This is a genomic window from Lewinella cohaerens DSM 23179 (genome assembly GCF_000379805.1).
Taxonomy (GTDB): Bacteria; Bacteroidota; Bacteroidia; order Chitinophagales; family Saprospiraceae; genus Lewinella; species Lewinella cohaerens.
This window is the reverse complement of the sequence record NZ_KB903609.1, coordinates 87111-109597: the sequence shown is the minus strand read 5'-3', so window position 1 is coordinate 109597 and position 22487 is coordinate 87111. Positions and strand designations below refer to the sequence as shown.

The window sequence follows — 22487 nt, the reverse complement described above, 5'->3', positions numbered from 1 at the left end:
TTAACCGTTCACTTATGCAACTCAGCGAACAGGAGATTGTCCGTAGAGAAAATTTAGCAGCCATCCGGGAAATGGGTATTGATCCTTTCCCCGCTGCACTATTCCCCGTTACTCATTTGGCAGCTGATATTAAAGCCAGTGCCAAATTTGACGAAGAAGATAAAAAGTCAACAAACTTTACAGAGGTTTGTCTGGCTGGTCGCTTGATGGCCAAACGGGGTAAAGGAAAAGCTTCTTTCGCAGAGCTTCAGGATGCCTCTGGACGGATTCAGATTTATGTTTCTCGTGATGATATAGCACCAGGAGAAGACAAGTCACTGTACAATACCTTGTTCAAAAAGCTACTTGATCTTGGCGATTTTATAGGGATTAAAGGATTTGTCTTTAAAACCATGGTTGGAGAAATTTCGGTACACGTCACTGATTTTACCTTTTTGGGTAAATCACTGCGGCCATTGCCGGTGGTTAAGCGCGATGCAGACGGCAATGTACACGATGCTTTTACCAACCCTGAGTTGCGGTACCGCCAACGCTACGTAGACCTTACGGTGAATGCAGAAGTGCGTGACTTGTTTCGCAAGCGCAGCCGGCTGATCACGTCTATGCGACATTTTCTCGATGAGAAAGGACTGATGGAGGTAGAAACGCCTATTCTTCAGCCTATTCACGGTGGTGCTTCTGCCCGCCCATTCGGCACGCACCACAATACATTGGACATGCCGCTTTACATGCGGATTGCGAACGAATTGTACCTCAAGCGGTTAATCGTAGGAGGTTTTGATGGTGTCTATGAGTTTGGGAAGATGTTTCGTAATGAAGGAATGGATGCTACGCATAATCCTGAATTTACGATGGTCGAATTTTATGTCGCCTACAAGGATTACTACTGGATGATGGAAACCACAGAGCAGCTACTGGAGCACTCGATCCAGTCCGTTCTTGGGGAAACCACAGTAAAGGTAGGAGATCATGTCATCGATTTTAAAGGGCCTTTCCGTCGCCTTACGATGTATGATGCGATCAAAGAATACACAGGTGTTGATATTTCTGATCTTGACGAAGATGGCCTCCGCAAGGTGGCTAAAGAGATGCACATTGAGGTAGAAGACAGCATGGGTAAAGGAAAATTAATTGATGAGATCTTCGGCGAAAAAGTTGAAGGTCTATTGATTCAACCCACCTTTATCACGGACTATCCGGTAGAGATGTCTCCACTGACAAAAAAGCATAGAGATAAAGAAGGTTTAGTCGAGCGTTTTGAGTTGATCGTAAACGGCAAAGAGTTGGCTAATGCCTACACAGAGCTTAATGATCCAATTGACCAGCGTGAGCGCTTTGAAGATCAACTACGCTTAGCCGACCGCGGAGATGACGAGGCTATGGTATTGGACGAAGATTTCTTGCGTGCCTTGGAATACGGAATGCCACCAACATCTGGTATCGGCATCGGAGTAGATCGATTAGTGATGTTGCTTACTGGTCAAACGAGTATTCAGGAAGTATTGTTCTTTCCTCAGATGCGCCCAGAAAAGCGCAAAGAAGAAAAGGAAGAAGGAGAAGCTTAGTACACTAGCTTTTTCTAAGAGATAGCGCGTTGTAGTTGGAAGACTGCAACGCGCTTTTGTGTGTATTATGCTTAATCGCTTCTATGTTTTTGTGTGGTTTGGCTGACCTTATATGCCCTTATAATCCCTCATATGGTTTAAAATCCTTTGGTGCCTTTAGTGGTTCAAAAAACACTGTGCCACATAAATTCGTGAAACCATATTCGTCCTTGGCCCCGCTCCATTCATCGAAAATTACTTTCAGCTTAAAGGCATTACCACTATATTTGGAGAGAACTAAAACTTACACACATCATGCATCGTAAATTATCCCTATTATTTTTCCTTTCCGGTATGGCCATTTTGGCTGTTTCTTGTGGCGGCGATAAAGCTGCGGAAGACGGTTCCGACGAAGATGGAATCAATATCACCGTAGAAAATGATGAAGGAGAGACAGAATCCATCAATATAGACCTTGGTGAAGGTGATATGAAGGATCTTCAAAATGGTTTGGCGGATGCCTTTGCCGAAGCCTCTGAGTCCTTGCGCAAAAATGCTGAGAATGGTGAATCTGTAGAAGTCATGAACTTCCGGGATATCAAGGCCATTCTTCCAGATAAGCTACTGGGTATGGATCGGACAAAGCACACAGGCGAAAAAACCGGTGCGATGGGATTCACCATTTCACAAGCAGAAGCCGAGTATGAAGAGGATGACAAATCTATCGAAGTTCAGGTGGTAGATGCTGGCCAGATGGGAATTGCCAAGTTGGGCATGGTGGCCTGGGCCAGTGTTGAGGTCGATCGTGAGGGCGATTTTGGTTATGAAAGAACGACAGAAATCGACGGCCATAAAGCATTCGAAAAATGGAATGCAGATAGTGGAGTAGGGGAGTTGATCTTCTTTTATGACGACCGTTTCATCATCACTTTGAAGGGCCGTAAACTCGGAGAGGATGACCTTCGTAAAGCGTTGAACCGCATTGATTACGAAGATTTAGAATAAAATAGTTAATAAAACAGCTAAAAACATTATTTAAAAACAAAAAGTTTTTAAATTTGATCCATGTACAGCCGGTGAACATCTCTAATTGATAAACAAAAGGGGGCGTTCACCGGATATAATATAACTCACATGGGTCTTTCCGAGCAAAAAGTTAGCCTTAGCGGCCGCCGCATAATGATTGCCTCTTATGTGGAAGAAGTAGCGGCTACAACCAAAACCTCCCTACGCAAATCCTTTCCTCTTGCTGACACCGACTATATGGGGGGCAAAAGCGACGGAGCAGTCTACGAATCAAATTTTGCAGGAAAAGACCTGTCAGCCACCTATGCCATGATTCTGGCCTTTCTGAAAGAGGAGGGGTACCATGATATTCCATTGCCTGCTGATGTGGAGGAGTTACTTCAGTTTCAACTAGCTACACGCAACCGCCAGGTGCTTCTATTTGAAGACAATGGCTATGTTCACAATCCTGTGAAAATACTTTTCCCGCTTGATCGTCGCAAAAAATCTACGCTCATTCTTAAGATATATAATGAGCAGGCCGAGCAGCATTTGTTGCGGTTTCATAATAAGCTTTGAGGTCCAGCACTTCCCGTTTTTAGATGATAGCTTGATTATTTTTATCTTTATAGTAATTATTTCCGCTTGGTCTTTCGATTATGATAGGCGAAGACTCAATAAGCGGATGCGCTAATACTATAAAAACTGAACTTATGAAAGTTATGCTCTCTCTCGGGTTTCTATGTTTATTCATAACCCTCCACGGCCAAATAACCTTTGAAGAAATTACTTCTCCGGATGATTTTAGCCTTACTTCGATCCGGAAATCTCCTACTGGCGAGTATTTTACCCAAGCCATTAATGATCTATCTACAGTATACTCCTCTTTAGATGGAGTTGTCTGGACCCAAGAGGTGCTCCCCGAGATTGATGTCTTAGATGAAGTCCAATTTTATGCGGATGGCACACCAGTCTTGAAATCCGAGAGTAATGATCATTGTATCCGAAGAGATGGAAGCTGGCATTCGCTAGACCTTGATGGAGGCTGGAGCGGTGTTGAAGCTTCTTTTATCAAAGGAGATACGCTGTTTGTTTACGAGAATAATTCCTTCGCCTATAGCGTGAATAAAGGGCTTACTTTCGTCCCCATTTTTACTTACGAAGAAGGCCTTGTTGATCATCGGACCCATTTATGGGTGTTTGATCATTATTTAGCATTACACCATACAGCAGGGGCTACTGATTATTTATCGGTCTTTTCCCGTGACGGTACACGCGTCAGGTACGAAACATTGAGTTTTGGATTGAAAAAATTCACCTTTAATAATGATTGCGGTAAGTTGTTGATTTATGATAATAGTGAATTCAGCAGCTTGTCAGGAGAAGGGAATGTTTTTGAAACAGGGAGTATGCTTAGCATCGCTTCGGACTTCTCTTATGGTAAAGAAATATTGTCTGTCGGAGGCGATTGGTATTACCATAATGGAGCTAGAATATTCAAATCTATGGGCTGTAATTTTGATTGGGAAATAGTAGTGAATGACCCGATATTATCAACCTATAATGATTTATGGTTGAGCGATCAAGCTGATATTTTGCTAAGCAATGATTATGAAGACTCTTTTTTTGAGCAGTTGGCTGGCAGTTCAGCGTGGGAAGAACAACTCATCTTTATTGATTATGCATATCCTGCTGGTATTGATGAGTCTTATCAGGGGGGGGCAGGTCGTTAACACGGTCAACGATATTTTTGTAAAAACAGTCGGGGAGCAAAGCTGGCAAGAAATCATAGCAGATGAAAACATACGGTTAGGGGGGCAGTTTTCTCCAAACGGAGATTTGTATCTTAATCGAGGTGATGCTATTTTGTATTCCCAGGATAATGGTCAAAGTTTTTCAGTCATTGAAGGGCCAGAGGGCGAACCTGATGGGAGTATCAATAGAATGAGAGTACTCGATAATGGGGTTATTTATGTTGATGAAGGCTCATTTGGCAGTAACTATTATACCCTTAATAATGGACAGGATTGGGTAGCCATGAATCTTTTTTTATACAATAGTTACATCAATGTGAAATTAGTAGGAAGTGAAATTTTCATTATCGACATTGAATATGAGTGTAGTGTCACTAAAGTAAACACGATAACAGGTGAACAAACAAATGAAGTTTTGGGAACATTTTTTGACCTCTATTCTCCACTGTTTACCATCATGGATGATGGTACCGTTTATTTTATTATCCAAGATTTTTTTGAGAATCAAAATAACTTATATCGCTTTCGGTTTGGTGAGCCACTAGTTAATTTAGGCAATTTCGCTGAAGCAGCATCAGGTATATTATTGAGCAGTTCAGGATTGGACTTATTTCTGTTTAGTAATGCTGGATATTATATTTTTGATGGTGCAAACTTCGTGGAATACAATTACAGTGGATTGCCCCAATCATTTACAGGCAATTTCTTTGTTGCAGAGAACCAGTATGTTTATGTAATTGTCAACAAGCATCGTATTTTTAGATCGACAGCACCTTTGACTGCACCACAATTCATTACAGGTACACTTTTTCACAATGATAGTGACGATTGCGAGCCAGACCTATTAGACAATACCCTTGCCCATTGGCAGGTGAAATTAGAAGGTGAAGCCTATTCACGCATAAAAAGTACGGATAGTGAGGGGGATTTTAATTTTTCCGTACCACTTGGTACTTATACCTTGAGTGCTCAACCTATAAATACCAATTGGGAGCTTTGTGAATCTTCTTTTGCCATCGAAATGGATGAAGATAACGCTACGCTTGTTCAGGATTTTCAAGCTAAAGCCTTGGAAGAATGTGCTTCACTTGAGATCGACTTTTCTACACCCTTGCTTCGTCGTTGTTTTGATAATTACTATACGGTGCAGGTACGTAACACTGGTCCGCTTACCAGTACCGCAACAACGCTGACGCTGACATTGGATCCCTTTTTTGATTTCATTTCGGCTACAATCCCTTACAATCAAATTAGCGACACAGAGATTACTTTTGAGCTTGGAGCCTTGGCGGTAAATGAAGTGATTATGTTCAATCTGGAATTTAATCTTTCGTGTGAGGCTGAACTGGGGCAAGAACACTGCTTATTCGGGGTGCTTGCCGATGATAACAGCTGTGAGAATTCTAGAACGGAACATTTCGAGTGTCAGAATAACATTGGGGCTTTTGATCCCAACGATAAGCGTATTTTTAATGAAAGTGGTGTCGAAACAGAAAGTGTGGACTTAGAGGAATACATCTACTACCACATACGATTTCAGAACACAGGAACGGACACCGCGTTCAACGTTCGAATAGTGGACCCTCTATCTCCAATATTGGATGTGAGTACACTAACTATGCTGAGTGCTAGCCACCAATATGAATACGAGATCAATGATGGAGCTTCATTGGTTGTACATTTTACAGATATACTCTTGCCAGATAGTACCACCAACGAGCCAGCTTCACACGGATTTTTCAGGTTTAAAATCAAGCCGTTACCGGAGTATGGTTATGGTACAGAAATTCCTAATCAAGCGGGCATCTATTTTGATTTCAATGAACCTGTTATTACCAATGAAGCGGTATTGGTCATTCAAGAGCCTGTTCGGGTTAAGGCTCCGGTAGATTTGACTCGTTTCGATGTCTTTCCTAACCCTACCGAGGGTGTGCTGTCAGTTGTTATTGAAGAGGAATATCACGATCGGATTTCTAATTTTGAAATACTGAACGCTCTTGGCGAGGTAGTAATGACAGGAGATTGGTCAACTGATAATAAGCTACAAGTAGCGCAGTTACCTGATGGTATCTATCAGATATTACTCAGGGAAGGAAGTGCCACTATTGGCGTAGAAAAATTTGTAAAGCATTAGAATTTTATCGCGAATAGAACCTAAACAAGTGCAAGCTTTTACCTTTTCTAGGTAGTTAAGAGCTTGCATTTGTTTTTTGAACTACTCATCCACCGGTGTTGCGATCCCCAATTCCTTGGCTTTTTTTTGCATAAATGCAAAAGCAGCATCGTATTCATTGGGAATGTCGCCGTCCAGAATAGCTTCCCGAATAGCATTTTTGATAATGCCTACTTCCCGACTTGGAGGGATGGCAAATGTTTCCATAATAAGTTCGCCACTAATAGGAGGTTGCCAATTGCGTAAATGGTCTTTTTCTTCGACCTCTTGCAGCCTTTTTCGTAGATATTCGTAGTTCTGAAGGTAACGGCGTACGCGCTTTTCATTTTTGGAGGTAATATCTGCTTCGCAGAGCATCATCAACTGATCGATGTCTTCTCCGGTTTCATAGAGAATACGCCGTACGGCAGAATCTGTAATGTCTTCTTTGGTGAGGGAGATGGGGCGCTGGTGAAGCTGAACCATCTTTTGGACAAACTTCATTTTCTGATCCATTGGCAAACGTAGCCGACGGAAAATACGAGGAACCATAGCTGCGCCTACGGCTTCATGCCCGTGAAAAGTCCAGCCATTTTCTTTGTCAAAACGCTTGGTGACAGGCTTGGCAATATCATGAAGCAGGGCAGCCCAGCGGAGCCAAAGGTTATTGCTTTTGTGTGCCAATTGGTCGACAACCTGCAGGGTATGGTAAAAGTTATCTTTATGTCCTATACCATTGCGTATTTCAACGCCTTGCATGGCTGCTAATTCAGGTAAGATAAGTTCCAGTAACCCGGTGTCAAACAGCAACTTAAAGCCGATGCTAGGTTCTGGTGCTTGAAGTATTTTGTTGAGTTCCGTAGCGATTCTTTCTTGGGAAATAATCTTGATCCGATTGCGGAATTTACTGATTGCTTCCAGCGTTTTTTCTTCGATATCGAAGCCTAGTTGCGTAGAGAAGCGGATGGCACGCATCATGCGCAGCGGGTCATCAGAAAAAGTCTTTCCCGGTTCAAGTGGGGTGATGATTCGTTTTTGCTCCAGGTGTTCCAGGCCATCAAAGGGATCAATGATGTTACCATAGTTGTTGTCATTAAGGCTTACCGCTAAAGCATTGATGGTAAAGTCTCGCCGGTTTTGATCATCCTCCAGGCTTCCTTCTTCGACGGTAGGTTTGCGTGAATCAGAGCGATAGCTTTCTTTGCGTGCACCCACAAACTCTACTTCCAGCCCTTCGTGTTTGAGCATCGCTGTACCGAACCGTTTATAGGTGGTAACCCGAGGCCTTGGATGCAACTTTTTCGAAACAGCTAAGGCCAATTCAATGCCGCTCCCAACGCAGACGATGTCCATGTCCTTAGACGGACGGGCTAAGAGGCGATCACGAACATAACCTCCCACAACATAGGCGGGAAAGTTCAGCTCTCTGGCGGCAGCGCTGATGACCTCAAAAATTTTCCGTTCTCTACTTTGGATATCAAAAACCACGTTGACCTTTGTTTCTGTGAATTAATTCATCTCGACAGTCTGTCGAGTTTTCCTAGCCTGAGGATGAAGCTAGCTAAAACTGCTTGTCATGTCTAGTTAGTCACCATTGCTCCACGCTCGGCATAAATACTTTCAATTTCATCAAGTGTGCTGAACAGTACTGCTGGGTCATGCTCGGTGACTAGAATTTGCCGGAAGGCTTTTATTCCGGGATATCCACGGAAATAATTGGAGTAATGGCGGCGCATTTCCAGTACACCCAATTTGACCCCTTTCCAGTCGAGGCTATGCTGTAGATGTTGTTTGCAGGCAGCTACACGCTCGCGAATGGTAGGAGGATCAAGGATTTCTCCGGTAGCGAAATAGTGTTTGATTTCCCGGAAGATCCAAGGGTAACCAATACTAGCTCTACCAATCATTATTCCATCGACACCGTAGCGTTCCCGATATGTTTTAGCCTTTTGAGGGCTATCGATATCACCATTGCCAAAAATTGGAATGTGGATACGGGGATTGTTTTTGATATTGCCAATTTTGGTCCAATCGGCTTCTCCTTTATACATCTGCTTACGGGTTCTGCCGTGTATCGCCAAGCCTTTGATACCAATATCCTGGAGGCGTTCGGCAACTTCTTCGATGTATTGGGTTTTATCGTCCCAACCTAAACGGGTTTTTACGGTAACGGGAAGTTTGGTACGCTTAACAATGGCTTCCGTCAAGCGAACCATTTTAGGGATGTCTTGCAAAATACCTGCTCCGGCTCCTTTGCAGGTAACTTTTTTAACAGGGCATCCAAAGTTGATGTCCAGTACTTCTGGTTGAGCTTCTTCTACAATTTCAGCAGCGCGTTCCATGCTGTCAAGATTGGCACCAAAAATTTGAATACCAATGGGGCGCTCCTCCTCGTAGATGTCTAACTTTTGGACACTTTTTGTTGCGTCACGGATTAAGCCTTCTACGGAGATGAATTCGGTATACATCATGTCGCACCCTTGCGCTTTGCATAAAGCACGAAAGGGGGGGTCACTGACATCCTCCATGGGAGCAAGTAACAAAGGAAACTCACCAATCTCAACATCTCCAATCTTCACCATGATTCGGATCGAATAATTTTAAAACGCTGACAAAATGCGCAAGCCGCAAAAATACCTAAATACGGGCTGAATTGCAACGCAAACAAAAACTTTTGATGGAATTTGCCATTCTACGAAATAAAACGCCCTACACATTTGGCTGGCCCGAGGAAAGCTTTAATTTTACAGCAAGGAACAGCAGTGCGACTTGCTGCTATCCTGACAACAAAGTACTTTGGACTTTTGCCCAAAAACTTCAGTCGGGATATACCGATCAAAGTCGTTTGGGCAAAAGCCCAAAGTGCTTTAAGATCGGTATGACTTGTTTTTAAGAATTTTGGTTCCCTACACTATCAGTTAAATAATCCTCCATGCTTACAGCAATTGTTCTGGTATTTATCCTTGGTTATCTTACCATTGTTTTTGAGCACCCCTTGCATCTTGATAAAACAGTTCCAGCGCTTCTTATGGGAGCATTATGTTGGGCTTTAGCCGCTATCGGCTTCAATGCTGGTGATCTCTCTATTGTTGATGGCCATGAGCACCTTTTTAATATGGTTGGCGGTCATGGAGAAGAAGCCGCTGATGGGTTTAAGAATGCACTTCTTCACCATCTAGGCAAAACTGCAGAGATTCTTATCTTCTTAATTGGGGCAATGACGATTGTCGAAATTATCGACTTGCACAGAGGGTTTGAAATCTTGAAAAACTGGGTAAAGACGAAGAATAAAAAACGTTTGCTGTGGATTATCGGTATCCTGGCCTTTATCCTATCGGCAATTATCGACAACCTTACGGCAACCATCGTATTGGTGACCTTGCTGCGTAAACTCATCCATGATCCGAAAGAAAGGTTGTGGTTTGCTGGCCTCGTTGTCATTGCTGCTAATGCTGGCGGTGCTTGGTCACCAATTGGAGATGTTACAACGACGATGCTCTGGATTGGCGGTCAGGTGACAACTGGTGGCCTGATCATGAACTTGGTACTTCCTTCTATTGTGTGTTTTGTAGTCCCTTTCTTGATTGCAAGTATGTTATCTGTTTTTCAGGGAGATATTGCTGTTGTAGAATCAAAGGAAACGGAGCACAATCGCTTATTGAGTAGTAAAACCATGCTATTCCTTGGTTTGGGTATGATTGTATTTGTACCAATTTTCAAAACCATCACTCATCTTCCTCCTTATTTAGGGATGATGCTAAGTTTGGGGGTTGTTTGGTTGGTATCGGAATATATTCACCCGGAAGAAGATTTCACGGAGGAGCGCAAAGATGCCTTCTCTGCCCATAAGGCCCTGAGCCGGATTGAGATGTCCTCAATTCTCTTTTTCCTCGGTATCCTTATGGCTGTAGCTGCTTTGGAGACTATTGCTGTTGGTAATGTGGGAGCATTACGCTCTGTAGCGGAAAGCCTTCAGGAAGCGATTCCTAACCAGGATGCCGTTGTCATAATCCTTGGTTTCTTATCAGCAATTATTGATAATGTACCGCTGGTAGCTGCCTCTATGGGAATGTACGACCTCAATGTGTTTGTACAAGACTCGAAGCTTTGGCACTTTATAGCTTATTCAGCAGGAACAGGTGGCTCTATGTTGATCATTGGTTCTGCAGCTGGTGTAGCAGCAATGGGAATGGAGCGTATCGATTTCATTTGGTACTTCAAGAAGATTGCTTGGCTGGCACTTATTGGCTTTTTGGCCGGAGCAGGTGTTTTCATGTTTTTGGCACAATTCCTGCACTAAGCGCAGAGCCATAACTAGGGAATTTCTTATTAAATAATAATACTTAGAGCCTGTAGCTATGAGAATTGCGTTTGCTATTCTAGGACTATCTCTTTTCTTTTTTGCTTGCGACCCATACGCCGAGAGTGATCTTGCTGGAAACTGGGAGGCAATTAGAATAACTGAGGAAGGAGATAGCCTTGCTGTCGATCTTAGTGGAATCCGCTTTGAGTTTACAAACAATGGGCGCTACTATTTTCATAGTACCCTTAACTACGAAGAAGCTGGAACCTATAGGTTGGATGGGCCTTATTTGTTTAGCACAGATACAACACAGGAAGTTTCTCGCGAGAAGGCGGTAGAAATTGTATTGCTGAATACAGATAGCCTGCAATTGCGGATGCAAGAGTTGGGCAAGGAACGGGTCATGTTACTCAAGAAAGAGTAGGAGCTTGTTCGCAAAATTCCCGAACAAGCTCTAAGGAACAGCACGAAAATAAAACACGCTTCGCTTCGCGGCTACTTCGTGGTTTGACTTTCATAATAGTTAATCAAGCTGTTCATTTTAAGCGGGTTAACTATTTGAAAGTCTTATAAAAAATCGTGTTTTATTTTCTGCGCAATACTAAATAGATCAAGTTCCAAAAATCTCATCAATAGATTGTTGAATATCGGCAATATCCTGATCCGTCACTGGTTGGGCAGGAGCTGTTTTTTCAGGGTTCAGTAATGCTTCTATCATAGAATCAGAAACGGCGGAGGAGTTAGCGTTAGAAAACTCCTCAAGCATTTTCCAAATCGTCCGGAGTAGTTGCTCGTCTTCGCAGGACGTTAATTTCTGAATGACGGCCAGTTTGAGGGCTTTCTTGTCCATAGGCTAATCTTATGTGTTTGCTGTAATTGGATATTGAGGTTGTAGTATCCAAAATAGGCTACTTCCGCAAATATAAGCTAAGCCATCTTTCCAGTCGGCCGTATAGGCCATAGAAAAACGAGGAAGTACCCCTTCAAAAAGTATAAAGATAAAACAGGTAAAGAATATTATTTCTGTTTTTCTCAATCGATCTGTTTCCCAAAGCAGCTGTTTTTCCCAGCGCCAAATGGCTAAGAATAGTGGCATACAGAGTATATCATCCAGGTAGGCATGCAGCCAAGGTAATTGTATATTTAGCTGTTTCTGAAGGTATTGATGGCAAAGTGCCAGGGATCCAATGATTATGATACTTGTAAAATAGCCTTTGTCCCTTTTCATAAAACTGCAGCAATTGCAATCGTTAGTCCCAAAATTAGAAAAGGAGAGAGTAAGAGCATGAGTAGGAATCCCAAAAATTGCAATCCTATCTTGTAGGTAAGCATCCATAAGGGATCATCTTCCCGGAATTTTACATAATCTTGAAAACTGCGGTAGGAGGTTTGGGTTATGCCCACGAATTTATCTACGGCATTAGGGGCCTCATCCTGGGCCTTTGTGGATTTGATTTTCATGTTAGTCAGTAGGGTGATTAAGAATTAGTACAAATGTACTAACTTTGTGTCATTAGGTCAAGTGTACTAATTGATAAAATGAAAAAAAAGGATACTAAAACAAGAATTAGAACAGAGGCATTGAAGCAGCTCAACGAAAGTGGGGTAGAGCAGGTGACGATAAGGAGTATTGCAGATGCCCTGGCGATGAGCCCCGGTAACCTTACTTATCATTACAAAAACACTGACTTTATCATCTACGAGCTTTACCTGGATTTGGTACACGCCATTGATGAAACCATTTTTGAGCTGAATAATCGACCGCTGGATTTACATTTACTCTACGATCAGTTGGTTCGTAATCAAGGTAAAATGTTTGCCTACCGATTTGTTCTGTTGGAGTTTGCTACGATTGCTCGACGGGTGGAGTCGGTGAAGCATCACTACAGGCATTTAATTAGGTCAAGGCAGGAACAGTTTAAAATGTTCCTGCATGTATTAATAATGGAAGGTTATTTAAAGAAAGAAGTGAGTGATTCAACTCAGTTGGAGATGATTTTTCAAAGCCTTATTTTCTCCAATGCATGGTTACCTGATGCTTATATTCATTTTGATCAACCAGATGAAAGGGTGATCCCATTTTATGCTCGCCTACAGATGAGCATGATGCTTCCATACCTTACGGATAAAGGAAGGTCGCAGTATGGCGAAATTATGGAAAAGCATTACGACGGTAATTTTTCTGGTTATCCGGAGTAAATGCGAGGCTAAAATTAATCAACACCGAATCAAGTGCACTTGATTAAGCCCATAAAGACAGCAATCCAAGCCAGGCCCTTAATTAAGAAAAAGAGAAAACCAGCGACACCAATTTTTTTGAGCCAATCTCTGACGGCAGTCTTGTCCATTTACGGAGGTCTTTTATTTTGGAGGGACTACGTCTGGATAACTCCCGGATTAAATTGTTCAATTGGAGCCATATCTGCGGCTTTTATGCCTTCGCTGATCCAGGTGCGTGTTTCGCGCGGATCAATGATAGCATCTACCCATAGGCGTGAAGCAGCGTAATAGGGGGTTGTCTGCTCATCGTAACGATTCTGGATTTTCTCTAATAATTCCTTCTCCTCGGTGGCACTGACTTTTTCACCTTTAGCTTTTCGGCTGGCCACCTGAATTTGTAGGAGTGTTTTTGCTGCTTGGGCACCTCCCATAACGGCTATTTTAGCAGTGGGCCATGCTACAATCAGGCGCGGATCATAAGCTTTGCCACACATGGCATAGTTGCCTGCGCCATAGCTGTTGCCCATGACGATGGAGAATTTNGGAACCGTACTATTGCTTACCGCATTGACCATTTTAGCACCGTCTTTGATAATGCCGCCGTGTTCGGAGCGAGAGCCCACCATGAAACCAGAGACATCGTGTAAAAAGACCAAGGGGATCTTTTTCTGGTTACAATTCATGATAAAGCGAGCTGCTTTGTCAGCAGAATCGCTGTAAATGACTCCCCCAAACTGGGTTTCCCCATTAGCTGAGCGTACAATTTCACGGTTGTTAGCGACAATACCTACAGACCATCCGTCAATTCTGGCGTAAGCACAAATAATGGTTTTTCCGTAATCGTCTTTATAGTAGGTAAGTTTTCCTTCGTCAACCAAATGGTGAAGGAGTTCTTTGGTTGCGTAGGGCGTCGTTCTGTTTTCAGGAAACGTGCGAAGCAGGTCATCAGGTTCTCCTAAAGGTGGAGCAGATTCAATTCTGTCAAAACCGGTTTTAGGGAAGTGGCCCATTTGCTTGACGAGGTCTTTGATCGTGTCTAAACAGCTGGGATCGTCAGGACATTTATAGTCTGTTACGCCACTGATTTCGCAATGGGTTGAAGCTCCTCCAAGTGTTTCCTTGTCTACTTCTTCTCCGATAGCTGCTTTTACCAAGTAGGGACCTGCTAGAAAGATAGAGCCTGTTCCCTCAACGATAAGTGCTTCGTCACTCATAATGGGCAGGTAAGCCCCACCAGCAACGCAACTGCCCATTATGGCAGAAATCTGGGGGATACCCATGCTACTGATCTTGGCATTGTTGCGGAAAATGCGTCCGAAGTGCTCTTTGTCGGGAAAGATTTCGTCTTGCATAGGAAGAAAAACCCCTGCGCTATCAACAAGGTAAATAATCGGAAGGCGATTTTCCATCGCAATCTCCTGAGCCCTAAGATTTTTCTTGCCAGTGATGGGAAACCAAGCTCCTGCCTTAACCGTTGCATCGTTTGCAATGATCATGCATTGTCGGCCACTTACATAACCAATACCAACGAGAACACCGGCTCCGGGGCAGCCACCGTACTCTTTGTACATTTCATATCCGGCAAATGCTCCTACTTCGAGAAAAGCGCTTCCTTCATCAACGAGGTAATCGACGCGCTCCCGGGCGGTCATCTTTCCTTTCTTGTGTAGTTTAGCAATCTTTGCCTCTCCTCCTCCCAAATGAATTTTGTCAAGCCGGTGCTGCCGGCGAGAGAGGAGTAATTTCATTTCATCTTCGTTCTTATTGCGTTCAATATCTTTTTTACTCATGGTTTGGTTTGGTTAAGACAGACACTTAGTATTGCGCAGAAAATAAAATCACTTTTTATTTTCGTGCTGTTCCTTAGAATCAGGGCTTCTCAAAGGTGTAAAAATATTCTCCTTCATAACTTTCGTAAACACCACTTAACACGATTTTTCCGCTGCTGCGTTTAAGGAGGCGGATGGCATCATTGAGATCACTGACACTACGCTTATTGATGGAGGTGATGATAAAGCCGGGTTCCATATTGGTACTCTCCACTTCACTATCTCGAAAGATGCTCATCACTTTTACGCCGTTGGCACCAACACGTTTTCGTTCTTCCCTGCTTAGGTTGCGCAACTCAAAACCCAATTGGTGTAAGAGTTGCTCTTCCCGAGATGAAAGGGGAGAAGTACTATTAAGTTTATTTTTAAGGACAATTTTTACCTCTTTTTCCTGACCGTCGCGTAGGTATTTTAGCTGAATTTGGTCTCCTGGTCGAAGTTGCCCCAGTATTTCCTGTAAAGAAGGCACGGTAAGGGTTTCAGCACCATTGATACCAATGATGACATCTCCTACTTCGAGACCTGCATTTTCGGCACCGCTATCATCTGTAATTCTGGAAATAAGAACACCGGCTACCGCTGGGAGGTTTTTTTCTTCCGCAACAGCAGCCGTTACTTCAGTAATAAAGGCTCCTAGTAACCCTCGTTGTACGGTGCCATAATCCCTGAGGTCTTTAACTATTTTTGCTACTAGATTGACGGGAACGGCAAAAGAATAACCTTCATAGCCACCTGAACGGGTGATAATGGCGGTATTGATACCTATTAATTCCCCGTTGGTGTTCACCAGCGCTCCACCGCTATTTCCTGGGTTAACTACTGCGTCGGTTTGGATGAAGGATTCGATTCGATCCTGACCATCAAGGATATCGATATTACGTCCTTTGGCACTTACGATGCCAGCAGTAACGGTGCTTTCAAGATTAAAGGGGTTACCAACAGCCAATACCCATTCCCCTACGAGTAGGCTGTCGGAATTTCCAAGCTCGATACTTGGTAGATTCTCATCCTCAATGCGCAAGAGGGCCAAATCTGTTGAAGGGTCAGTACCAATTATTTCTGCTGAATATTCTCGTTTGTCACTCAGGGTGACTTCAAAACGCTGGCCACCCTCTACAACATGGTTGTTGGTGACTATATAGCCATCCGCTGAAATGATCACACCAGATCCGGTAGAACTACTCGTTTCGGGTCGAGAACGGCGTAAGAAATTATTGCCGGAGGATTGATAGGAGCGAATAAAAACCACTGCTGGTGTTATCGCGTTTGCTGCTTCCGTAAAACTAGTGGGCGAACTTGAAACAAAAGTTCGGGGTCGGATACCATTAATTAAGTCTTGTTGACTAGCGTAGCGAGCTTCAGCACTTTCTCTGATAATTACCTGCTGCTGAGGCACTAACCACCGGTACAAACCTACTGCCACTAATGAACTCAGTAGAGAACAAAGGATAGTAAAAGCAATTTGTCGGGTCGTCATAAAAATATTTTGCGAAATTTAGGCAAAATTTGTGTGAAAACAGAAGTTCTACAACACAGTTACTATGTCTGAAAAACGAGATCCCTTTGACGGGGACTACATCGGAAATATCTTTGGTCCTAAGTTAACACTTTACGGCGCCATTTTGATTTTATTCTTTACGAGTATTGCTGTTTATCGGCACTGGAAGCTGGGCGTCCCCTTTGGAATGGAGGAGTCGGCTCCACTGCCTACGGACCCTATCCAGCCGGATTCGATTAATCTTGGAGAGTAGAACTTATGACAAAATCTGTGTTTCAAGCCCCTGACTCAGGGGATACCCTTTACTGGAGCCCGTCAGGGGAAATACTCTCATCGGAAGATGGATCGATTACTTATGTCTTGGATAAAGGAGTTGTTCGGCTTTTACCTAAAAAGGATGGCGAGGAGTCGCCGTCTTTTGATTACCAGGATCACTATCAAAAAGATGCGGAAGTTTTTGATTATTTCGCTACTTGGGAAGATCCCGCAGCGGTGCATGAGAATGAGCGCTTACATCAAATGATTCTGGCACAAGCTCCAATAAAGGTAGGCCGGATACTGGATGTAGGTTGTGGTTCGGCTTGGGTCGCAGCTCATTTTGCTAATAAGGGGGCAGAGGTTTACTCAATGGACATTTCCACCGTGAACCCAGAAAAAGCGGTGGTCAACTATCCTTTTAGTGGTCATTATGGTGTGGTCGCAGATGTCTTTCATTTGCCTTTTCAGGAAAACACTTTTGACCTGATTGTCGCAAGTGAAATCATTGAGCATGTGGCAGACCCTGCGATGTTTCTAGCGAGTTTGCTTCCTGCGCTTGCACCCGGAGGTGTCCTTGTGGTCACCACGCCTCATGCGGAGAAGTTGGCTTACAGCCTTTGTATTCATTGTAATCAACCAACACCGCATCACGCGCATTTACATTCCTTTACGGAAGCATCGATTAGGGAATTGTTGCCCGTTCCATTGAGGGCAGGTGCAACGACCCGTACTTTTATGAATAAAGTATTGTTGCATGCCCGTACGCATATCTTGTTGAAGTATTTGCCCTTTTCACTTTGGCGATTGATTGATCGGATGGCGAATGTGTTGATTTCCAAAACGGCTCGGCTGATGCTGGTCGTAAAGAGGGGATGAGCCGGGAGAGTGTCAAAATTGTGTGTGTCGCGCAGAGTCGCAGAGCCCGCAGAGATTTTTTATTACTGAATATCAAGTAGATACATTTTGGCTATGCTTCTGGTGGAGATATTGACGAACGCTGCTTTACTGCGCTAGCGTTGGCTTTTACGGTTTCATCTTGTCTGGGTCTTGCCGGGTATCAAAAATATCGGTGATAAAAATGAACGGTGCCGCTATCAGGTAAATCATTTTGTAAAGTTTGGCGACAAGTACATAGCGATGCCCTTGGTTCAAGTGTTTGAGATGATCTTCTTCTTGGCCCATTTCAGGGTTCTCACTTAAGAGTTTTGACTTGTGTCTAATATCCTTTTTTAGCTTCTTGTAGTGTGGGCTGTTTTTGCCGTAATATCCGCCTGTTTTACCAAGGCTTCGTTGAGCTGGCTTGGTGATATTGACTTTCATAGCTCGCTATCGAGTTCTGCCAAAGCTTTTTCTATAGACTGATACTCTCCCGCTTCAATGGCTCTATTTGATGCTTCGGCACGTGCTACCAGCTCATCAACCGTCATCGGCTTTAATGATGCTTCGTAAGCTTCTGCTTCTGCTTCCCGTCTGAATTCTTTAAGTCTTTCCAGCAGATTTACATCTTGGAGTTGGGCTAACCAAGTAATCAGTTCCAGTTTTTCTGCTTGTACATTCATTTTACTAATGTTAATTCCATAAAGTTAACGTTTTATCAGGCTAAATAATTCATTTTAGAGGATGATATTTTGCTGAGTTAAATATGGCTCTTATATCATTCGTAGGCAACTATACATTCATCTCCTAGCTCAGGGAGCTTTATTGATCTATAGAATGGGAGAGAGTAATTTCTGTATATTTTATTACGATGCATATACTCTATCTCCAGTTTTGACAAATACTTTCCTTCTGGTTTTTAATTAGATACAACCCTTGGAACGGTGACTACATAATTCTCTTTTAGAGAACTCACTATTCGCTTTTCTTTTAACAAAGAAAAAGCTAGTATAGAGAAGAGTAAAAGTAAAGCAGCTTCAGTACTACTCCCAAAAAACACTGACCTGTTCAATAATTCCAGCTCTTAACTTCTTAAGGTACTTACGTTCGTGATCGGTTTGGCGCTTAGCCCTCCATGCCAATAACCAGCGTTGGGTACGTTCGGTGAATTTGATAATCCAGGAAGCGGATAAAAAGCCAAGACCTGCAATCGCTACAGGCCACCAACTGCCGGCAATTAAGGCAGCAATTACCCATAAAAGGATATAGATAAGATAAACAACCATGAGCCCTGCCCAGCGTACCGGGCCGGAGAATTCCACGGTTTTTATTTTAGTACCGGCGAGCCATTGTACCAATAGCACAGGCGGAAGGTGCCAGATAAACAGGAGTAATGTAGGAAGAAGCCCCAACATAATCCGGCCTGTTTGTTTTTGTTCTTTACGGTAATGGCCACGGAGGGCTGCATCGTCAATTTGCATCCGTTCCAGGCGACTAAAGTAATCGTGCGTATCACTAGCCAATGACTGCTTTTCATTATCTGAAAGTGCATTGATTGCTGTTGAAATACGCTTTTCTCCCCGTAGCTGCTCCTCAGTGGGGCGCAGAAACTTGTCGACGATTTGAGGGTGCTCTGTGCGATAAAGTCTCAATACATTTTCTACGAGTGGCTCATCTTCAATTTTATCGATGATCACCACTTCGTCGCTAAGTCGCTGCCGTAATTCTTCGGTCAGCTCATTGATAGCGGGAGTAGCGTTTTCTTGATAATCCTTGAGGTAAACACTAGCCTTGATGGGTTCGCCGCAGTTGATCATCACATCAGATCGAAGGCGATCAGCGTAGGTGAAATTCACGCCTACGGGTACGATGTAGACTTCATCAAGTTCAGTTGTATCAAGTGCTCCAAGGGCAATTCTGGCGGTGCCTTTTCTGATGGGGCGTAGTCGCTTTTCGTGAATACATCGCCCTTCGGCCAGGATCATCAGTGTTTTCTTCTGTGCCAATACTTGAAAAGCCTTCCCAAAAGATTCGTAATTGTTTTTTAGGCCACTAAAGCCACCATCACGCAATCGAAAGACAGGGATGATGTGTACACCTCTCAATAACTTTGCAGCGATACTATTCTTGAAAAAATCCCCACGTGCCATAAAATGTAGTGGCGTTTCGAGGAAACAGGCCAGAATACAAGGCTCAATAAAGGTAGTGGGGTGGTTAGCAGCAATGATGACTGCTGCGTTCTCAGGAATACGATCAGCATTGGCAAGATCAATGCGCCGGAAGTAGTATTTGAGACCTATTGTCGCCAGTGGGCGTACTGCTGCATATAGCATAGAGAAGGATTAAGCTAGACGTTAGGCAAAATGCCGAAAGTTGTAAAGGGATGCGCGGCGATTACATCGCCACTCGAAGTAGAAGGTAGAGGGATTTTTAATAACGCTGGTAGATACGGTTTGTAAATTTTCCAACATCGAATCTTTTAACTGAAGTTGTGAATTGATTCCTAATTGTTTACTATCTCTCTACTTTCTACGCTGAGGATGCGAAGCAGCCTTAGTACCCTCTACGTACATTTGCTGAAAAGTCCAGCTAATTTCAGATAACTGGACAAAAGTACCAAAAATCTCCCCCTTCTGTTCTTTTTTGCCGAAGCTTTCCAAGGAGATTATTTACCCATTCTCGGAGGATATCGGTAAATTGTGCCCATGAAAGACACCTTAGAGCAACGCTTGCAGCACATCGTGCAGGTTGAAAAAAAGATCATTGCTGGCGACTTGAAAAAAGCATTGGATTTTGCGCAGACATCAAACTTGTTACCTGACCCTGATCAGCATCTGATGCAGATGTTGTCTCGGCTAAATACCGCAGTGCGGCAGCAGATGGAAGCGCTCATGAGTGAGGAAGATCTTCGTATTGAGCGCTCTACGATCACCAAGCAATTGCTCACATTTCTGAAGGACCTCAAAGCCCGAATCGGGGAGGAATTGGCGGATACAGCTGCATCGCCAGGTGAGGGCAAGGGGAGCCTATTACCTGATTACGATGGTAAACCTCAGATACTCGTTCTTTACGCTGTGGAAGACCAAGCTAGCTGGGATCAATTGAGAAAACATCTGTTCCTTTCTCTGCGGGATAAAGCGCTCCAATTTATTGATATTCATCAGGATATACCGCTCGCGGCGACTGATACCGCAAAATATCAGGAGCAGCTTGTAGATGCCGCCAAGGTAGTGTTGTCGCTGGTAAGCCCCAATATGCTCACTTTTCCTCTTTTTCTATTGGCTGAACAGGCGCTAGCAGCGGGTAAACTCATCCCTATTCGAGTAGAAGAAATCGAGGTAGATGGCACTCCGTTTAGTAATGATATAAAAGGTCTACCAGCTAATGGCAAGTTTGTTAATCAGTGGGATAATGCCAATAGTGCCTGGGTGGATATAGCAAAAAACTTACGTGCATTTTTTGAAAAACTGAAAGCAGAAGAGGCTTCTTGATATGTCTGTACAAAAAAAATACCTTTTGGTGGTGGGAGGCCCTACGGCTTCGGGGAAAACAAGCCTGGCGATTGCTTTAGCTAAGCATTTTTCTACCGAAATTATTTCAGCCGATAGCCGCCAGTTTTATGAAGAGATGAAGATCGGCAATGCTCGCCCGGAGGAGAGGGAATTAGCCGAAATAAAGCACCACCTCATCGCAGATCGGCCCCTGACGGATAGCTTGAGTGCGGGCGCTTGTGCGCGAGAAGCGCAGGGTATTCTAGCGAAGTGTTATGAAACCAGTGACTATGCTGTGTTGGTAGGTGGTTCTGGCCTTTTTATTCGTGCTTTGACAGAGGGTTTGGATGAATTTCCTGAAGTGTCAGCAGCGTCCAAAGCGAAGGTGGCGAAACTGTTTAAATCAGAAGGTTTAGCTGGCTTGCAGACGGCATTGGCCGAGGCCGATCCTGATTATTACGAGGAAGTGGATTTGCAAAATCCCGTTCGCCTGCAACGTGCGCTGGAAGTGTGTTGGTCCTCAGGAAAGAAGTACTCCGGGTTTAGAGCTGGCAAAGACCGTAAACAGCCTTTTGTTCCCATTTATTTACAACCTTCCTGGCCGCGTGAGACCTTGTATCAGCGCATCAACTTGAGGGTTGAACACATGGTGGAGCAAGGTTTAGAGGCAGAGGTTCGCCAACTAATGGACTGGCGCGAGCTTCCGGCATTGCAAACGGTCGGTTATCAGGAATGGTGGCCTTATTTTGAAGGAAGTGTTAGCAAGAAGGAGGTTATAACGCTTATCCAGCAAAACAGCCGACGTTATGCCAAGCGCCAGTTGACCTGGAATCGAAGAGATGGCTATTGGAAGCATGTCCCTCAGGGTGATTTGCGTACGGCTCTGACCTATATCCAATTGGTAATACAGGAAGGCCTTGCGCTCACAGCGTTGCCAAAGGAGGAGGCATGTTTTCTCAATAAAAGAGAAGACCAAAAGCGCCTTGGGTTGAAATCAATTGACAAGGAAGAGGTTGTTGGAGTTGCTGACTTATATGCCTTAAAAGACTTCGCCTTTATCAAGTGCTGGTTTGGAGCGGCTGCCTCTCATTTGGCTAAGACCTTACTCTTGCACGAGGCTTGCTATCGGAGTGAAAAAGCGGTTGTTTATTTGCAAGCAGGGTATTTGTCAGTGGATTTTTTGTTGGCTAATGGTTGGGTCAATACAGAAACTGAAACACTACCCCGGGCCTTGAAAGAAAAACTTTCGGGAGAGGAGTGTTGGCGGTGGGAGCGGAGTGAGCAGGTGTTTTGAGTTTTAAATACACTGCTCAATGCTATGAGTTGATTATGTTGGGGGCGTATTAGCTTACAAGCAACTACTTTTCTAGTAGCGCTGGTTGTTTGGGCGATGGGCTTTCCTCCTCCGAATGAGAACAGGTATGAGCAAGGGCGTAAGGCAGGGTCTGAAGCTCGGCGGACCCCGATCTTCCATCGGGAGAGCAGGCCAAAGGATGGGCGGAAGCGATAGCGACCAGACAGCCTGGTGCCGATCCCGTCCCGACTTTTCTAGTGGGG

22 protein-coding genes are annotated in these 22487 nt (G+C 43.8%); 12 read left to right on the top strand and 10 right to left on the bottom strand.

Features of this window, described 5'->3' with window-relative positions:
* Nucleotides 1-14: 14 nt before the first annotated feature.
* From lysS to A3EU_RS35415, 5 genes are all read left to right on the top strand, one after another.
* Nucleotides 15-1565, top strand: a complete 1551-nt coding sequence (gene lysS / locus A3EU_RS0127330) for a lysine--tRNA ligase (protein WP_020539368.1) — start codon at nucleotides 15-17, stop codon at nucleotides 1563-1565.
* 294 nt (nucleotides 1566-1859) lie between these two features.
* On the top strand, nucleotides 1860-2549 hold the full coding sequence (locus A3EU_RS32100; protein ID WP_020539367.1) for a hypothetical protein: 690 nt from the start codon (nucleotides 1860-1862) through the stop codon (nucleotides 2547-2549).
* 129 nt (nucleotides 2550-2678) lie between these two features.
* The gene (locus A3EU_RS0127320; RefSeq protein ID WP_245569407.1) at nucleotides 2679-3128 is read left to right on the top strand and encodes a hypothetical protein; all 450 of its coding nucleotides are present in this window, start codon (nucleotides 2679-2681) and stop codon (nucleotides 3126-3128) included.
* Nucleotides 3129-3262: 134 nt separating this feature from the next.
* Entirely contained in the window at nucleotides 3263-4282 is a 1020-nt protein-coding gene (locus tag A3EU_RS35150) for a hypothetical protein (RefSeq protein ID WP_020539365.1), read from the top strand.
* Complete coding sequence (locus tag A3EU_RS35415) at nucleotides 4230-6437, top strand: DUF7619 domain-containing protein (RefSeq protein ID WP_020539364.1); 2208 nt, start codon at nucleotides 4230-4232, stop codon at nucleotides 6435-6437. Before A3EU_RS35150 ends, A3EU_RS35415 begins: the two co-directional genes overlap by 53 nt.
* 81 nt (nucleotides 6438-6518) lie before the next feature.
* Here the strand turns inward: A3EU_RS35415 and A3EU_RS0127305 are convergent, their stop codons facing one another.
* Together A3EU_RS0127305 and dusB are read right to left on the bottom strand one after the other, a co-directional pair.
* Nucleotides 6519-7943 carry a CCA tRNA nucleotidyltransferase gene (locus A3EU_RS0127305; RefSeq protein WP_020539363.1) on the bottom strand — a complete coding sequence of 475 codons (1425 nt, stop codon included), beginning with the start codon at nucleotides 7941-7943 and terminating at the stop codon, nucleotides 6519-6521.
* 92 nt (nucleotides 7944-8035) lie between these two features.
* Nucleotides 8036-9037 carry a tRNA dihydrouridine synthase DusB gene (gene dusB / locus A3EU_RS0127300; RefSeq protein ID WP_020539362.1) on the bottom strand — a complete coding sequence of 334 codons (1002 nt, stop codon included), beginning with the start codon at nucleotides 9035-9037 and terminating at the stop codon, nucleotides 8036-8038.
* A gap of 350 nt (nucleotides 9038-9387) precedes the next feature.
* Here dusB and nhaD point away from each other — a divergent pair, with 350 nt between their 5' ends.
* Together nhaD and A3EU_RS0127285 are read left to right on the top strand one after the other, a co-directional pair.
* The gene (gene nhaD, locus A3EU_RS0127290) at nucleotides 9388-10755 is read left to right on the top strand and encodes a sodium:proton antiporter NhaD (protein WP_020539360.1); all 1368 of its coding nucleotides are present in this window, start codon (nucleotides 9388-9390) and stop codon (nucleotides 10753-10755) included.
* Nucleotides 10756-10813: 58 nt separating this feature from the next.
* Entirely contained in the window at nucleotides 10814-11182 is a 369-nt protein-coding gene (locus tag A3EU_RS0127285) for a hypothetical protein (RefSeq protein WP_020539359.1), read from the top strand.
* A 186-nt stretch (nucleotides 11183-11368) separates the two neighbouring features.
* Here A3EU_RS0127285 and A3EU_RS0127280 read toward each other — a convergent pair whose 3' ends face one another.
* The 3 genes from A3EU_RS0127280 to A3EU_RS0127270 are packed head-to-tail and all read right to left on the bottom strand — an operon-like array spanning nucleotide 11369 to nucleotide 12219.
* Nucleotides 11369-11608 carry a hypothetical protein gene (locus A3EU_RS0127280; RefSeq protein WP_020539358.1) on the bottom strand — a complete coding sequence of 80 codons (240 nt, stop codon included), beginning with the start codon at nucleotides 11606-11608 and terminating at the stop codon, nucleotides 11369-11371.
* Between the two features lie 9 nt (nucleotides 11609-11617).
* Nucleotides 11618-11986, bottom strand: a complete 369-nt coding sequence (locus A3EU_RS0127275) for a hypothetical protein (protein ID WP_020539357.1) — start codon at nucleotides 11984-11986, stop codon at nucleotides 11618-11620.
* On the bottom strand, nucleotides 11983-12219 hold the full coding sequence (locus A3EU_RS0127270; protein WP_020539356.1) for a hypothetical protein: 237 nt from the start codon (nucleotides 12217-12219) through the stop codon (nucleotides 11983-11985). Before A3EU_RS0127270 ends, A3EU_RS0127275 begins: the two co-directional genes overlap by 4 nt.
* 78 nt (nucleotides 12220-12297) lie before the next feature.
* On the opposite strand from A3EU_RS0127270, the gene A3EU_RS0127265 reads away from it, so the two are divergent.
* Complete coding sequence (locus tag A3EU_RS0127265) at nucleotides 12298-12957, top strand: TetR/AcrR family transcriptional regulator (protein ID WP_044087239.1); 660 nt, start codon at nucleotides 12298-12300, stop codon at nucleotides 12955-12957.
* A 176-nt stretch (nucleotides 12958-13133) separates the two neighbouring features.
* On the opposite strand, the gene A3EU_RS0127255 is transcribed toward A3EU_RS0127265, so the two are convergent.
* Nucleotides 13134-14768, bottom strand: a complete 1635-nt coding sequence (locus tag A3EU_RS0127255; RefSeq protein WP_020539353.1) for an acyl-CoA carboxylase subunit beta — start codon at nucleotides 14766-14768, stop codon at nucleotides 13134-13136.
* Nucleotides 14769-14847: 79 nt separating this feature from the next.
* Entirely contained in the window at nucleotides 14848-16284 is a 1437-nt protein-coding gene (locus tag A3EU_RS0127250) for a Do family serine endopeptidase (RefSeq protein ID WP_020539352.1), read from the bottom strand.
* A gap of 64 nt (nucleotides 16285-16348) precedes the next feature.
* Between A3EU_RS0127250 and A3EU_RS0127245 the strand changes: the two genes are divergently transcribed.
* Together A3EU_RS0127245 and A3EU_RS33370 are read left to right on the top strand one after the other, a co-directional pair.
* Complete coding sequence (locus A3EU_RS0127245) at nucleotides 16349-16558, top strand: hypothetical protein (protein ID WP_020539351.1); 210 nt, start codon at nucleotides 16349-16351, stop codon at nucleotides 16556-16558.
* A gap of 5 nt (nucleotides 16559-16563) precedes the next feature.
* A complete protein-coding gene (locus A3EU_RS33370; RefSeq protein ID WP_052331344.1) occupies nucleotides 16564-17439 on the top strand; it encodes a class I SAM-dependent methyltransferase in 876 nt (291 codons plus the stop codon).
* Nucleotides 17440-17586: 147 nt separating this feature from the next.
* Here A3EU_RS33370 and A3EU_RS32090 read toward each other — a convergent pair whose 3' ends face one another.
* The 3 genes from A3EU_RS32090 to A3EU_RS0127225 all read right to left on the bottom strand — a co-directional run bounded on the left by A3EU_RS32090 (nucleotide 17587) and on the right by A3EU_RS0127225 (nucleotide 19772).
* Nucleotides 17587-17883 (bottom strand): type II toxin-antitoxin system RelE/ParE family toxin, encoded by a 297-nt coding sequence (locus tag A3EU_RS32090; RefSeq protein WP_020539349.1) that lies wholly within the window; start codon nucleotides 17881-17883, stop codon nucleotides 17587-17589.
* The gene (locus A3EU_RS0127230; protein ID WP_020539348.1) at nucleotides 17880-18122 is read right to left on the bottom strand and encodes a hypothetical protein; all 243 of its coding nucleotides are present in this window, start codon (nucleotides 18120-18122) and stop codon (nucleotides 17880-17882) included. The genes A3EU_RS32090 and A3EU_RS0127230 overlap by 4 nt, the downstream gene beginning before the upstream one ends.
* A 360-nt stretch (nucleotides 18123-18482) precedes the next feature.
* The gene (locus A3EU_RS0127225; RefSeq protein ID WP_020539347.1) at nucleotides 18483-19772 is read right to left on the bottom strand and encodes a 1-acyl-sn-glycerol-3-phosphate acyltransferase; all 1290 of its coding nucleotides are present in this window, start codon (nucleotides 19770-19772) and stop codon (nucleotides 18483-18485) included.
* A 372-nt stretch (nucleotides 19773-20144) separates the two neighbouring features.
* Here A3EU_RS0127225 and A3EU_RS0127215 point away from each other — a divergent pair, with 372 nt between their 5' ends.
* Together A3EU_RS0127215 and miaA are read left to right on the top strand one after the other, a co-directional pair.
* Entirely contained in the window at nucleotides 20145-20930 is a 786-nt protein-coding gene (locus A3EU_RS0127215) for a hypothetical protein (protein ID WP_020539345.1), read from the top strand.
* A 1-nt stretch (nucleotide 20931) separates the two neighbouring features.
* Nucleotides 20932-22224: a tRNA (adenosine(37)-N6)-dimethylallyltransferase MiaA gene (miaA, locus tag A3EU_RS32085; RefSeq protein ID WP_020539344.1), complete on the top strand. Its 1293-nt coding sequence runs from the start codon at nucleotides 20932-20934 to the stop codon at nucleotides 22222-22224.
* Nucleotides 22225-22487 lie beyond the last annotated feature (263 nt).

Excerpts from the sequence above, each read along its gene's own strand:
- lysS (WP_020539368.1), top strand. The coding sequence starts at position 15 with ATGCAACTCAGCGAACAGGAGATTGTCCGTAGAGAAAATTTAGCAGCC.
- A3EU_RS32100 (WP_020539367.1), top strand. The coding sequence starts at position 1,860 with ATGCATCGTAAATTATCCCTATTATTTTTCCTTTCCGGTATGGCCATT.
- A3EU_RS0127320 (WP_245569407.1), top strand. The coding sequence starts at position 2,679 with ATGGGTCTTTCCGAGCAAAAAGTTAGCCTTAGCGGCCGCCGCATAATG.
- A3EU_RS35150 (WP_020539365.1), top strand. The coding sequence starts at position 3,263 with ATGAAAGTTATGCTCTCTCTCGGGTTTCTATGTTTATTCATAACCCTC.
- A3EU_RS35415 (WP_020539364.1), top strand. The coding sequence starts at position 4,230 with ATGCATATCCTGCTGGTATTGATGAGTCTTATCAGGGGGGGGCAGGTC.
- dusB (WP_020539362.1), bottom strand. The coding sequence starts at position 9,037 with ATGGTGAAGATTGGAGATGTTGAGATTGGTGAGTTTCCTTTGTTACTT.
- nhaD (WP_020539360.1), top strand. The coding sequence starts at position 9,388 with ATGCTTACAGCAATTGTTCTGGTATTTATCCTTGGTTATCTTACCATT.
- A3EU_RS0127285 (WP_020539359.1), top strand. The coding sequence starts at position 10,814 with ATGAGAATTGCGTTTGCTATTCTAGGACTATCTCTTTTCTTTTTTGCT.
- A3EU_RS0127280 (WP_020539358.1), bottom strand. The coding sequence starts at position 11,608 with ATGGACAAGAAAGCCCTCAAACTGGCCGTCATTCAGAAATTAACGTCC.
- A3EU_RS0127275 (WP_020539357.1), bottom strand. The coding sequence starts at position 11,986 with ATGAAAAGGGACAAAGGCTATTTTACAAGTATCATAATCATTGGATCC.
- A3EU_RS0127270 (WP_020539356.1), bottom strand. The coding sequence starts at position 12,219 with ATGAAAATCAAATCCACAAAGGCCCAGGATGAGGCCCCTAATGCCGTA.
- A3EU_RS0127265 (WP_044087239.1), top strand. The coding sequence starts at position 12,298 with ATGAAAAAAAAGGATACTAAAACAAGAATTAGAACAGAGGCATTGAAG.
- A3EU_RS0127250 (WP_020539352.1), bottom strand. The coding sequence starts at position 16,284 with ATGACGACCCGACAAATTGCTTTTACTATCCTTTGTTCTCTACTGAGT.
- A3EU_RS0127245 (WP_020539351.1), top strand. The coding sequence starts at position 16,349 with ATGTCTGAAAAACGAGATCCCTTTGACGGGGACTACATCGGAAATATC.
- A3EU_RS33370 (WP_052331344.1), top strand. The coding sequence starts at position 16,564 with ATGACAAAATCTGTGTTTCAAGCCCCTGACTCAGGGGATACCCTTTAC.
- A3EU_RS32090 (WP_020539349.1), bottom strand. The coding sequence starts at position 17,883 with ATGAAAGTCAATATCACCAAGCCAGCTCAACGAAGCCTTGGTAAAACA.
- A3EU_RS0127230 (WP_020539348.1), bottom strand. The coding sequence starts at position 18,122 with ATGAATGTACAAGCAGAAAAACTGGAACTGATTACTTGGTTAGCCCAA.
- A3EU_RS0127225 (WP_020539347.1), bottom strand. The coding sequence starts at position 19,772 with ATGCTATATGCAGCAGTACGCCCACTGGCGACAATAGGTCTCAAATAC.
- A3EU_RS0127215 (WP_020539345.1), top strand. The coding sequence starts at position 20,145 with ATGAAAGACACCTTAGAGCAACGCTTGCAGCACATCGTGCAGGTTGAA.
- miaA (WP_020539344.1), top strand. The coding sequence starts at position 20,932 with ATGTCTGTACAAAAAAAATACCTTTTGGTGGTGGGAGGCCCTACGGCT.